The sequence below is a fragment of the Micromonospora sp. NPDC048170 genome, from assembly GCF_040652795.1.
Lineage (GTDB): Bacteria > Actinomycetota > Actinomycetes > Mycobacteriales > Micromonosporaceae > Micromonospora.
In genome coordinates this window covers 45,246-57,003 of the sequence record NZ_JBEZMR010000013.1, presented here as the reverse complement: position 1 = coordinate 57,003, position 11,758 = coordinate 45,246, and the positions used below count along the sequence as shown (strand labels likewise).

General features: G+C 75.1%; 10 protein-coding genes. 7 read left to right on the top strand and 3 right to left on the bottom strand.

The features are described 5' to 3' along the window. Positions 1-60: 60 nt before the first annotated feature. Entirely contained in the window at positions 61-462 is a 402-nt protein-coding gene (locus AB0D32_RS18470) for a rhodanese-like domain-containing protein (RefSeq protein ID WP_357091373.1), read from the bottom strand. Positions 463-678: 216 nt separating this feature from the next. On the opposite strand from AB0D32_RS18470, the gene AB0D32_RS18465 reads away from it, so the two are divergent. The 4 genes from AB0D32_RS18465 (at position 679) to AB0D32_RS18450 (ending at position 4,654) form a co-directional block, all read left to right on the top strand. Then, entirely contained in the window at positions 679-1,302 is a 624-nt protein-coding gene (locus tag AB0D32_RS18465; protein WP_357091179.1) for a hypothetical protein, read from the top strand. A 71-nt stretch (positions 1,303-1,373) separates the two neighbouring features. Then, positions 1,374-2,741 carry a dipeptidase gene (locus AB0D32_RS18460; protein WP_357091177.1) on the top strand — a complete coding sequence of 456 codons (1,368 nt, stop codon included), beginning with the start codon at positions 1,374-1,376 and terminating at the stop codon, positions 2,739-2,741. A 77-nt stretch (positions 2,742-2,818) separates the two neighbouring features. After that, positions 2,819-3,025 (top strand): hypothetical protein, encoded by a 207-nt coding sequence (locus AB0D32_RS18455; RefSeq protein WP_101412453.1) that lies wholly within the window; start codon positions 2,819-2,821, stop codon positions 3,023-3,025. 45 nt (positions 3,026-3,070) lie between these two features. After that, positions 3,071-4,654, top strand: coding sequence for an ATP-dependent DNA ligase (locus tag AB0D32_RS18450; protein WP_357091175.1), 1,584 nt, complete (start codon positions 3,071-3,073; stop codon positions 4,652-4,654). Positions 4,655-4,684: 30 nt separating this feature from the next. On the opposite strand, the gene AB0D32_RS18445 is transcribed toward AB0D32_RS18450, so the two are convergent. Further along, positions 4,685-5,557 (bottom strand): SURF1 family protein, encoded by an 873-nt coding sequence (locus AB0D32_RS18445; protein WP_357091173.1) that lies wholly within the window; start codon positions 5,555-5,557, stop codon positions 4,685-4,687. A 217-nt stretch (positions 5,558-5,774) separates the two neighbouring features. Here AB0D32_RS18445 and AB0D32_RS18440 point away from each other — a divergent pair, with 217 nt between their 5' ends. After that, positions 5,775-7,187, top strand: a complete 1,413-nt coding sequence (locus tag AB0D32_RS18440) for a cobyrinate a,c-diamide synthase (RefSeq protein WP_357091171.1) — start codon at positions 5,775-5,777, stop codon at positions 7,185-7,187. Positions 7,188-7,254: 67 nt separating this feature from the next. On the opposite strand, the gene AB0D32_RS18435 is transcribed toward AB0D32_RS18440, so the two are convergent. Next, entirely contained in the window at positions 7,255-9,387 is a 2,133-nt protein-coding gene (locus AB0D32_RS18435) for a transglycosylase domain-containing protein (RefSeq protein WP_357091168.1), read from the bottom strand. A 121-nt stretch (positions 9,388-9,508) separates the two neighbouring features. Here AB0D32_RS18435 and cobC point away from each other — a divergent pair, with 121 nt between their 5' ends. After that, positions 9,509-10,627, top strand: a complete 1,119-nt coding sequence (gene cobC / locus AB0D32_RS18430; protein WP_357091166.1) for an Rv2231c family pyridoxal phosphate-dependent protein CobC — start codon at positions 9,509-9,511, stop codon at positions 10,625-10,627. Further along, positions 10,627-11,751: a nicotinate-nucleotide--dimethylbenzimidazole phosphoribosyltransferase gene (locus tag AB0D32_RS18425; protein WP_357091372.1), complete on the top strand. Its 1,125-nt coding sequence runs from the start codon at positions 10,627-10,629 to the stop codon at positions 11,749-11,751. The genes cobC and AB0D32_RS18425 overlap by 1 nt, the downstream gene beginning before the upstream one ends. The last annotated feature ends 7 nt before the right edge of the window (positions 11,752-11,758 follow it).

The following is an 11,758-nucleotide window of genomic DNA, read 5'->3' as shown; positions in this document are numbered from 1 at the left end:
GTGCGCCGATGGGCCGGGTGAGCCATGGTCAGGGCCGGGTCAGGGCAGGGGCCAGGGCTGTCAGTAGCGGATGTCGGCGGGGCGGTCGGACATTGGCAGTCCCGCCTCGCGCCACGCCTGCACCCCGCCGATCATGTCGGTCGCGTGGCGCAGCCCGAGTGCCCGCAGGCTCGCCACGGCGAGGCTGGAGCTGTAGCCCTGGCAGCACACGATCACGAGCCGCTGGTCGTACCCCGTGGCCTCGGGGATTCGCCAGGCGCTGGCCGGATCGAGTCGCCACTCCAGCACCGTCCGGTCGATCACGATGGCGCCGGGGAGGTCCCCCTGCTCCCGCCGCTGTCCGGCGGTGCGGGTGTCGACGAGCAACGCCCCGGTACGGACCGCCTCGACGGTCTGGTGCGGGGTCAGCCGGAGTACCCCGGCGCGGGCCTGTTCCAGGAGGGCGTCAACGCCCGGACTCATCACGCTGTGGGACACCAGCAGATCATCCCGTCCCGTCCCCGGCTCCACCCGACGAACGCCCCGGCCCACCCGACGACCGCTCGTTCGGGCGACCCCCGATCGGAGTGCCCCCGCAGCCCGCCGACACCAACCCCTCCGTGCGGAGGCTCGTCCGCGCCCCCGCCAGCATCCGCCCGGGCGTCGGCCCGGGACCTGGTCTTGGTTACCGTCAGCCGCGTGGCGGTGGCGGTGGTCGAGGCGTACGACCGGCTGGCCCGGCGGGTGCTCGCCGGGCCGGTGCGGTTGGGGCGGACCCGGCTGGTGGCGGTGGACGGGCCGAGCGGCGCGGGCAAGAGCGTGTTCGCGGCGCGGCTCGCGGACGCCCTCGCCGCCCTGCCCGGGGGCGGCCCGCCGCAGGTGGTGCACACCGACGACCTGCTCGACGGCTGGCACGACCAGTTGACCTTCTGGCCCCGACTGGAGGAGTGGGTGCTCGGGCCGCTGCGCGCCGGGCGGCCGGGGGCGTACCGACCGTACAGCTGGGTGCGCCGGGCGTTCCTGCCGTGTCAGGTGCCGGTCCCGGTCGCGCCGGTCCTCGTCGTCGAGGGGGTGAGCGCGGCGCGGGCCGCCGTTGTCGCGGACCTCACCCTCGCCGTCTTCGTCACCGCCCCGGCGTCGTTGCGGCTGGCCAGGGCGGTGGAGCGCGACGGTGCGGGGATCCTGCCGGAGCTGCGCCGCTGGCATCTCGGGGAGCGGGCGCACTTCGCCGCCGACGGTACCGAGGCTCGGGCGGACCTGGTGGTCGACGGCGCCCCGGGGCTGCCGCACGACGCCGCCCGCTACTACGTGCGTCGCCGGTGAGGTGGTCGGGCGGGCCTGGCCGTGGCGACCGCCACCGCGTGCGTCGGTAAGGCCGACATACGATGCCGGTCATGACCACACCGATCTTGTCCGAGTCCGAGGTCCGGGCCGCCGTCGAGCGGGAGCTGCCCGGCGTCCGTGCCGACCTGGAACGCCTCGTCCGCATCCCCGGCATCGCGTTCGAGGGCTTCGACCACTCCCACGTGGAGCGTTCCGCCGAGGCGGTGGCCGACCTGCTGCGCGGCTGCGGTCTCGACGTCAAGATCGTGCGTTCCGGCGGCCAGCCGGCGGTCATCGGGATGAAGGCGGCCCCGCCCGGGGCGCCGACGGTGCTGCTCTACGCCCATCATGACGTGCAGCCGGTCGGCGACCTGACGCTGTGGGAGTCGGACCCGTTCGAGCCGGTGGAGCGGGACGGCCGGCTCTACGGCCGGGGCGCCGCCGACGACAAGGCCGGCATCATGGCGCACGTGGCGGCGCTGCGCGCGTACGGTGACGCGCTGCCGGTCGGCGTGGTGCTCTTCATCGAGGGCGAGGAGGAGTACGGCTCCGACTCGTTGGAGCAGCTGCTCGCCGAGCACCGCGACGAGATCGCCTCGGACGTCATCGTGATCGCCGACTCCGCCAACTGGGACATCGGCGTGCCGGCGCTGACCACCTCCCTGCGCGGCATCGTCAACTGCTTCGTGGAGGTGCGCACGCTCGACCACGCCGTGCACAGCGGCATGTTCGGCGGCGCGGTGCCGGACGCGCTGACCGCCCTGGCGCGGCTGCTGGCCACCCTGCACACCGACGCCGGTGACGTGGCCGTCGACGGGCTGGTCAGCCGGGAGGGCGCGAGCGTCGACTACCCCGAGACCCGGTTCCGCGCCGAGGCCGGGCTGGCCGAGGGCGTGAGCCTCATCGGCACCGGGCGGATCACCGACCGGCTCTGGACCAAGCCGGCCCTCGCGGTGCTCGGCATCGACGCACCGGCCACCGGCGAGGCGCCGAACGCCCTGGTTCCGGCCGCCAAGGCCAAGCTGAGCGTACGGCTGGCGCCGGGCGACGACCCGAAGCGGGCGTACGAGGCCCTGCGCACCCACCTGGAGAAGCACGCCCCGTGGGGGGCGCAGGTGACCGTCACCTTCGAGCACGACGGTGACCCGTGCGTCATCGACGCGTCCGGGCCGATGTTCGACGGGGCCCGTTCGGCGTTCCGGACGGCCTGGGACGGCACCGACCCGGTGGACCTCGGCATCGGCGGGTCGATCCCGTTCATCGCCACCTTCCAGGAGATGTTCCCGCGCGCGGCGATCCTGGTGACCGGCGTGGAGGATCCGCAGGCCCGGGCGCACGGCCCGAACGAGAGTCTGCACCTCGGGGAGTTCGCCCGGGTCTGCCTGGCCGAGGCGCTGCTGCTGAGGAACGTCGCCAAGGTGGGCGTCGACGGGCGTTAGGTGTCGGAACCGTAACTTCCGGGTCGATGTGGGAGTTTGCGGTGTGTCGGCCGTGGGGTTGTTATAGCCTCTCGAACATGCGTACGAACGAGGTGATGGGCCGGCTCGAGGCCGCCGTCAGTGCCCTGGGGGACGTAGACGTCTCCGCGTGGCCCGAGGACACGCTCAAGGAACAGCTCGGTGACCTGTCGGCCGCGCTGGTCGCGCTCGACACGGTGCTTTCCCGGGTCGCCGAGGAGATCCGTGCCCGGGGCCTGCGTATCGAGGAACCCGTCTCGGCCTGACCTGGGCACGGCAATGCCCGGGCGGTGTCGGCGGTGGCTGGCAGGATGGAGCTCGTGCGGTTCCTAGACCTGGCAGCCACCTCCGCTGCCGTTGGCGCCACCCGGGCCCGGCGGGCCAAGGTGGAGCTGCTCGCCGCCGCGTTGCGGGCGCTCGACGGGCCCGAGGTCCCGGCGGGCGCCTGCTGGCTGGCCGGCGAGCTGCGCCAGCGGCAGACCGGGGTGGGTTGGGCGAGCCTGCGTGACCTGCCGCCGCCGGCCGCCGAGCCGACCCTGACCGTGGCCGGCGTCGACGCGGCCATCGCCGAGATCGCCTCCGTGCAGGGGCCGGGCTCCCAGGCCCGCCGCCGGGCACTGCTGGGCGCGCTCTACGCCGCCGCCACCGCCGAGGAGCAGCGGCTGCTGACCGGCCTGTTCAGCGGCGAGCTGCGTCAGGGCGCGCAGGCGGGGCTGCTCGCCGACGCGGTGGCCCGGGCCGCCGACGTGCCGGTCGCCGCCGTACGCCGGGCGCTGCTGCTCGCCGGCGACCTGCGTACGGTCGCGGTCGCCGCGCTCGACGGGGGCGCGGCGGCGCTGGCCGCCTTCGGTCTCCAGGTCGGCCGCCCGCTCGCACCGATGCTGGCCCAGAGCGCGCCCTCGGTGGACGAGGCGCTCGCGGCCACCGGCACCCCGGCGGTGGTCGACGTGAAGCTCGACGGCATCCGGATCCAGGTCCACCGCTCGGGCGACGACATCGCCGTGTTCAGCCGCAGCCTGGACGACATCACCGCCCGGGTGCCCGAGGTGGTCGCCGCCGTGCGGGCGCTGCCCGCCCGCGAGCTGGTGCTCGACGGGGAGGCGATCGGGCTCGACGAGACGGGCCGGCCGCTGCCCTTCCAGCAGACGTCGAGCCGGGCGGCGCGGCGCAACACGGCGAGCGGCACCGGCCCCGCCCCGGCCGTGCGCGCCGCCGCCGGCACCAGCGACGAGACGGTGCTGACGCCGTACTTCTTCGACCTGCTGCATCTCGACGGCGACGACCTGATCGACCTGCCGGGTCGGGAGCGCTGGGCCGCGCTCGACGCGGCCGTGGGCGCCCCGCTGCGGGTCGGCCGGATGGAGGTCGACGGCCCCGACCAGGCCGGCGAGGCGTTCGCCGCCGCCGTCGACGCCGGCCAGGAGGGGGTCGTCGTGAAGGCGCCCGACGCCCCCTACGATGCCGGCCGGCGGGGCGCCGCGTGGGTGAAGGTGAAGCCCCGGCACACCCTCGACCTCGTGGTGCTGGCGGTGGAGTGGGGCAGCGGCCGGCGGCAGGGCTGGCTCTCCAACCTGCATCTCGGCGCCCGCGACCCGCGCACCGGTGACTTCGTCATGCTCGGCAAGACGTTCAAGGGGCTCACCGACGAGCTGTTGCGCTGGCAGACCGAGCGTTTCCTCGGCCTCGCCGTCGAGCACGGCGACTGGGTGGTGCGGGTGCGCCCCGAGCAGGTGGTCGAGATCGCCTTCGACGGGGTGCAGACCAGTTCCCGCTACCCGGGCGGGATGGCGCTGCGCTTCGCCCGGGTGGTGCGCTACCGCGACGACAAGACGGCGGCGCAGGCCGACACCATCGATGCCGTACGCGCCATCCACGCCGGCCGTGTCACGGGCTGAGCGGGCGGTCCGGGCAGCGGGCGTGGATCGTCAGGCGGCGCCCTGCGACGCGGGCTCGGCGGCCCGGTCGACGGGCCGCTTCGGTCCCACACCTGCCAGCCTGCGGGCCTCCCGGCGGGCCACCCAGCCGTAGCCGAACAGGGTCATCACGGCGAAGATCCACCACTGCACGACGTAGCCGAAGTTCTGCCAGTTGTTGGTGTATCCGACCGGCACGTCCTTGAAGGTCGGGTCGGCCGCCGGGGCCTGCTCGTCCAGCAGCACGTACGCCCCGTGCACCGGGTAGGGCAGCTCCCGGGCGAGGCGGGGCACGCCGATCCGTCGCGTCTCCAGCTTGCCGTCCCGCCGGGTCACGGGGACCGAGCCGCTCTCGCTCAGGCGTACGCGCCCCGTGACGGTGACCTCGCCGGGCGGGAGGGCCGGCACGTCGGGCTGGACGGTCGCGTCGCCGCCCGGGGCCGGCGGGATCCAGCCCCGGTCCACCAGCACGGCCGTGCCGTCGGCCAGCACGAGCGGGGTGATCACCTCGAAGCCGACCTTGCGGTCCACCGAGCGTCCCCGCACCAGGACCACGTTCGCCGGGTCGTAGCGGCCGGTCACGGTGACCTTGGTCCAGGACTTCTCGGCGGCGGGGGCGGGGCCGGCAGTGCCGTTGCCGCCGGTCGGGGCGGGCAGCACGTCGCGCAGCGGCACCGGGGTCATCCGCAGGCCGGCGTCGATCCGTTCGTTGATCTCCGTGCGGCCGTGGTAGCGGTCCAGCTGCCAGTTGCCGAGCAGCACCATCACCGCCGAGGCGACCAGGGTCAGTGCGAGAATGCCCAGCCAGCGCGGCGTCAGCAGGAACCGGTACACGACAACGAGGCTACCCCTCCGGCCGGAGGCACTCGCTTCGACAGCCCCCATTCGGGTCCGGGCGGGCGCCGACGGTCCGCTCGGCGACGCCCCAACCCCGTCGACCGGCCGGCTCGGCGACGCCCCGACACCGCCGACAGGCCGGTCCGACACCGCCGACGGGCCGGCTCGCGGCGGTCGCCCGCCGGTCGCCTGGGCTATCGTCACGCGGTCGGACCGGGCGGCCCGCCCGCCGCCGCGTCCCACCGCCACCCCGCAGGAGTCGATGATGACCGTCGTGCCGCGCCTGGTGCTCAGCGCGCCGTCCTCCGGCCACGGCAAGAACGCGCTGGCGATCGGGTTGCTCGCCGCGTTCGCCGACCGTGGTGTCGACGTCGCCGGATTCAAGGTCGGCCCCGACTACGTCGACGCCGCCTACCTCGGGCTGGCCGCCGGCCGCCCCGGTCGCACCCTCGACCCCCGGCTGGTCGGCGTCGAGCGCATCGCCCCGCTAGTCGGCCACGGCGCGGCGGGCGCCAGGCTCGCGGTGGTGCAGGGCAGCATGGGCCTGTACGACAGTCTCGCCGGCCGCCCGGAGAGCGAGTCGACGGCCGCCGTGGCCACCGCGCTGCGCAGCCCCGTCGTGCTGGTGGTCGACGTCGCCGCGACCGGGCAGTCGGTGGCCGCCCTGGTGCACGGCTTCCGGTCGTACGACGAGCAGCTCTGGCTCGGCGGGGTGATCCTCAACCGGGTGGCGTCCTCCCGGCACGAGGAGCTGCTGCGTGCGGCGCTCGACGACATCGGCGTGCCGGTCTACGGCACACTGCGCCGCCAGGACCTGCCGTCCGTGCTGCCCGCCCGCCGGTACGGGGCGGTGCCCGCGCTCGCCCGCACCGACGAGGCCACCCGGGCGGTGCGCCGGCTCGGCGAGGCCGTCGCCGCCACCGTGGAACTGGACCGGCTGCTGGGCCTGGCCCGTTCCGCCCCGCCGCTGCCCGCGCCGCCCTGGACGCCGGAGGCCGGGCGGGACGACGCCGGGGCCGTCGGTCCCGGCCCCGGGCCGCGTCCGGTCGTGGCGGTCGCCGGCATGTCGGGCGGCAGCTACAGCCACGCCGAGACGGCCGAGCTACTTCGGGCGGCCGGCGCCGAGGTGGTGACGGTCGATCCGTTGCACGACGAGGCGCTGCCCGCCGGCACGGGCGCGCTGGTCGTCGGCGGGGGGCTGCCCGAGGCGTACGCCGAGCAGCTCTCCGCCAACCGCAGGCTCTGCATCGCGGTCGCCGAGCTGGCCCGCACCGGACGACCCGTCATCGCCGAGGGGGCCGGCCTGCTCTGGCTGGCCCGGGAACTGGACGGGCTGCCCATGTGCGGTGTGCTCGACGCGGTGGGGACGCGCCGGGACGGCCTGGTGACGGGCTACCGGGAGGCGACGGCGCTGACGGACAGCCTGGTGGCGCCGGCGGGCACGGTGGTGTCCGGGCACAAGGAGCACCGCAGCGTGCTCACTCCGCGCGCCGGGGCACGGCCGGCGTGGAGTTGGGACGGCGGGTCGCCCGAGGGCTTCGTCTGGCGGGGGGTGCACGCCTCGCAGCTGACCCTGCACTGGGCGGCGTACCCACGGCTGGCCGCCCGGCTGGTGCGCGCCGCGGCGGACGCGCCGGCCGACCCCGCGATCGCCCCGCCGGGCGCGGTGAGCGCGTGACCGGTCAGGTGCGGTCCGCCGCTTCCCGGGGCTGAACTGCCCGGCCGGCGCGGGGCCGGCCGGGCCGTCAGCCGACGATGCGGTCCGAGGGTGGGGTGAACTCGCGGGTGGGCTTCCCCTTGAGGCCGTCGCGGAGGGTCTGCGCCACCGCGTTGATCGGGATCTGCGACTGGCCGTCACCGACCGCGTTGAACGGATTGTCCGGGTCGGAGATGAAGCTCGCCGCCGCCAGCTCCGGCGTGTAGCCGACGAACCAGGCCGACCGGGTGCTGTCGGTGGTGCCCGTCTTGCCGGCCACCGGGCGGCCGACGGTGCCTCGCACGCTGTCCGCGGTCGACCAGCCGCCGCAGCTCCCGCGGGCCGGGCTGTCGCCGGTCGGGCAGCGGGCGGCGTCGGTGGCGGCCCGGGCGGCGTCGGCGTTCACCACCTGCCGGCAGCGCGGCTTGGCGATCTCGCGTTCGATCCCGGAGGCGGTCTTCCAGGTGGCCGGTGTGCCGTCCCGGTTGTAGATCGCCTGCACCGGGATCGCCTCGCAGTAGCGGCCGTCCGCAGCGATCGCGGCGTACGCGTTGGCCATCTCCAGCGGTGTGGCGTCGGAGACTCCGAGGGTGAACGCGCCCCACTGTTTCGCCCTGGCCGGGGACGCGTGCTCCCGGTCGACGTCGGTGCGCCAGCGCAGCCCGAGCTGCTCGGCGAGGCGGACCGCCTTGTCCGCGCCGACCTGCTCCTCCAGCCACACGAAGTACGTGTTCACCGACTTGCCGAAGCCGGACCACATGGTCTGCTGTCCGCTCATCGCGCCGCTGGCGTTGGACGGCGCCCAGCCGTCGTAGATCTCGGAGCGGTACCGGTGCGGGGCGTTGAACGAGGTGGACAGCGGCATGCCCGCGTTCAGCGCGGCCAGCATCGGGAACATCTTGAACGTCGAGCCGGCCTGGTAGCCGGGCAGGTCGCCGCCGCCGAGCAGGGGCGCCACCGTGTTCGGGTAGTTCGCCTTGACCTTCGGCCCGGCCTCGGGGTTGGAACTCTGCCCGTTCTCGCTCAGGTCCAGCGAGTACGTCCGGTTGACGGCCATCGCCTTCACCCGGCCCGTGCCGGGCTCGGAGACCACGATGCCGTTGGCGAACGGGCTGCCGGTGTTCTCCTTGGTGCCGACGTTCTTCTCGGCCGCCTCCTGGATCTTCGGGTCCAGGCTGAGCACGATCCGGTAGCCGCCCCGGCGCAGCTTGTCCATCCGTTCCAGCCGGTTCTCCCCGAACGCGGGCTGCGCGCTCCACCAGTTCTTCAGGTAGTCGCAGGCGAAGCCCCAGCTGTTCCACTTCTCGGGCACCGAGGCGCAGTCGTTCGGCGGGTAGGTCAGCTTGAGCCGGATCGGCTCGCTCTTCGCCTGCGCGGCGTCGTCCGGCGAGAGGTAGCCGAGCTGGGCCATCCGGTCCAGCACGTAGTTGCGCCGGCCGGTGGCGTCCTTCTGGTCCGAGCTGGCGGGGTCGTACTCGGACGGGGACTTGACCAGGCCGGCGAGGGTGGCCGCCTCGACCGGGGTGAGGTCCTTCGGGGCCTTGGAGAAGAAGATCTCGCTGGCCGCGTAGATGCCGTACGCGCGGTGCCCGAAGTACGCGGAGTTGAGGTAGCGCTCCAGGACCTGCTCCTTGCTCAGTTCCTTCTCCAGGTCCATCGCCATCCGCATCTCCCGGACCTTGCGCAGGCTGGTCTGCTGGGTGGCCTCCTGCACCTCCTTCGGCGTCTTCGCGCTGTCCCGCAGCGCCATCCGCACGTACTGCATGGTGAGGGTGGAGGCGCCCTGGGAGACGCCGCTGGAGCGGGCGTTCGCCACGAAGGCGCGGGCGACACCCTTCGGGTCGACGCCCCGGTGCTGGTAGAAGCGGTTGTCCTCGGCGGCGACGATCGCCTGCTGCATGTTCGGCGAGATGTCGGCCAGCTTCGTGTACTGCCGGTACTCCTCGTAGAACATCGTCAGCACCGTCCTGCCGTCCGGCGCGTAGACGTACGACGTCTCGGCCGGTAGCGCGGTGGTGAGGATCTTGGTCTTGTGTTCCATGGCGTGCGCCGTGACCTTGGCGCCGAGGCCGGTGGCGGCGGCCACGGGGTACGCCACGGCGGCGACCACGATGCCGGCGATCAGCCCGGCGCGGAGAAGAGGGACGAGACGACCAACGGCAGCAAGGGGTCGATTGCTCACAGGGCCAAGTTATGACATTTCCGATTCGTACCTGTGAAATATTCATAAACGCCCGTGTGGTGATGCGGCCCACGCCGCGATCCGCTGTCCCGCGCGCCGCCTTCCCGGCAGGATCGCGGACATGCGTGGTCAGCCGACCGAGACCCTCCCCGGAGCCGGGCCCGAGCCCGACCCCACCCGCCCCGGCACCGGGCCCGAACCCGACCTCGGCCACCACGGCGACGCCGAGGTGGGGCCGGGGCTGGTCGACCTCGCCGTCAACGTGCGGCGCGACGCCATGCCGGACTGGCTGGCCGACCCGATCACCGCCGCGCTCGGCGACCTCGCCGCGTACCCCGACCCGCAGCCGGCGCGGGCCGCCGTCGCCGCCCGGCACGGCCGCCCGCCCGCCGAGGTGCTGCTGACCGCCGGCGCGGCCGAGGGCTTCGTGCTGCTCGCCCGGGCGCTGCGCGGCGTGCGCCGGCCGGTGGTGGTGCACCCGCAGTTCACCGAGCCGGAGGCGGCCCTGCGCGCCGGCGGGCACCAGGTGGAGCGGGTGCTGCTCGACGCGGACGACGACTTCCGGCTCGACCCGACCCGGGTGCCCGCCGACGCCGACCTCGTGATGATCGGCAACCCGACCAACCCGACGTCGGTGCTGCACCCGGCCGCCGACCTGGCCGCCCTGGCCCGGCCCGGCCGGGTGCTGGTCGTCGACGAGGCGTTCGCCGACACCACCGTCGCCCCCGGCGTGGCCGGCGAACCGGAGTCGCTGGCCGCCCGGCGGGACCTGCCCGGCCTGCTGGTGGTCCGCAGCCTCACCAAGACGTGGGGCCTGGCGGGCCTGCGGATCGGCTACCTGCTCGGCGAGGCCGCGCTGCTGGAGCGGCTGGCCGCCGCCCAGCCGCTCTGGGCCGTCTCCACCCCCGCCCTGGCCGCCGCGTCGGCCTGCGCCACGCCCGTCGCGGTGGAGGCCGAGCGCGCCATCGCCGCCCGCCTCGCCGCCGACCGCGACCACCTGGTCGCCCGCCTGTCGGCCCTGCCCGGCGTACGCGTCGCCGGCCGCCCCGCCAGCGCGTTCGTGCTGGTGCACCTGCCCGGCGCCGCCGACGTGCGGCTCGCCCTGCGACAGCGCGGCTGGGCGGTGCGCCGGGGCGACACGTTCCCCGGCCTCGGCCCGGACTGGCTGCGGATCGCCGTCCGCGACCCGGCCACCGCCGACGCGTTCACCGACGTACTGGCGGAGATCCTGGAGGCATGATGCTGGAGACCACGATCGCGGCGATCCGGCCGCCGGACGAGCCGGCGATGGCCGCTGCCCGGGAGTTGCAGGGGCGGCTGACGAAGCCCGCGGGTTCGCTCGGCGCCCTGGAGGAACTCTCCGTACGCCTCGCCGGCCTGGCCGGGCACTGCCCGCCGCCGCTGCCCGAACCGGCCGCGGTCGCGATCTTCGCCGGCGACCACGGCGTGCACGCCCAGGGGGTGACGCCCTGGCCGCAGGAGGTCACCGCGCAGATGATCGGCAACTTCCTGGCCGGCGGCGCGGTGGTCAACGCGTTCGCCCGGCAGGCCGGCGCCTCGGTCACCGTGGTCGACGTCGGCGTGGCCACCCCCTTCCCGGCCACCCCGCTCCCGGCCGCCGACGGTCCCGTCACCGCGCCGGGGGCGGACGACGGCGGCGACCGGCCGACCCGCGACGCGCCCCGGCTGGTCGCGGCGAACGTCCGCCCCGGCACCCGGGACCTGGCGGTGACCGCCGCGCTCACCCGGGACGAGGCCCGCGCGGCCGTGGAGATCGGCATCCGGGTGGCCGACGAGCTGATCGACGCCGGCGCCGGCATCCTGCTCACCGGGGACATGGGCATCGGCAACACCACGCCGGCCGCCGCCCTGATCGCCGCGTTCGCCGGCATCGACCCGGCGGAGACGACCGGCCGGGGCACCGGGGTCGACGACGCGACGTACGCCCGCAAGGTGGACGTCGTGCGGGCCGCGCTGCTCCGGCACGCTCCCGACCCGGCCGACCCGCTGGGCGTGCTCGCCGCGGTCGGCGGCCTGGAGCACGCCGCGCTGGCCGGGCTGATCCTGGGTGCCGCCGCCCGCCGGACCCCGGTGCTGCTGGACGGGGTGATCGCGGTCTCGGCGGCGCTCGCCGCGGCGGCCTTCGCCCCGCACGCCGTGGCCGCCATGGTGGCCGGGCACCGCTCCGCCGAGCCGGGGGCCACGGTCGCGTTGCGCAGGCTGGGCCTGGAGCCGCTGATCGACCTCGGGCTGCGCCTCGGCGAGGGCACCGGCGCGCTGCTCGCGCTGCCGGTGGTCACCGGCGCCGTCCGGGTGCTGCACGAGGTCGCCACCTTCGACTCGGCGGGGGTGGCCGAGAAGTGAGCGGACG

Bases quoted from the DNA above. Each gene is read 5' to 3' on its own strand.
- AB0D32_RS18440 (WP_357091171.1), top strand. From the start codon at position 5,775: ATGACCGTCGTGCCGCGCCTGGTGCTCAGCGCGCCGTCCTCCGGCCAC.
- AB0D32_RS18460 (WP_357091177.1), top strand. From the start codon at position 1,374: ATGACCACACCGATCTTGTCCGAGTCCGAGGTCCGGGCCGCCGTCGAG.
- AB0D32_RS18470 (WP_357091373.1), bottom strand. From the start codon at position 462: ATGAGTCCGGGCGTTGACGCCCTCCTGGAACAGGCCCGCGCCGGGGTA.
- AB0D32_RS18425 (WP_357091372.1), top strand. From the start codon at position 10,627: ATGCTGGAGACCACGATCGCGGCGATCCGGCCGCCGGACGAGCCGGCG.
- cobC (WP_357091166.1), top strand. From the start codon at position 9,509: ATGCGTGGTCAGCCGACCGAGACCCTCCCCGGAGCCGGGCCCGAGCCC.
- AB0D32_RS18445 (WP_357091173.1), bottom strand. From the start codon at position 5,557: ATGGGGGCTGTCGAAGCGAGTGCCTCCGGCCGGAGGGGTAGCCTCGTT.
- AB0D32_RS18455 (WP_101412453.1), top strand. From the start codon at position 2,819: ATGCGTACGAACGAGGTGATGGGCCGGCTCGAGGCCGCCGTCAGTGCC.
- AB0D32_RS18450 (WP_357091175.1), top strand. From the start codon at position 3,071: ATGGAGCTCGTGCGGTTCCTAGACCTGGCAGCCACCTCCGCTGCCGTT.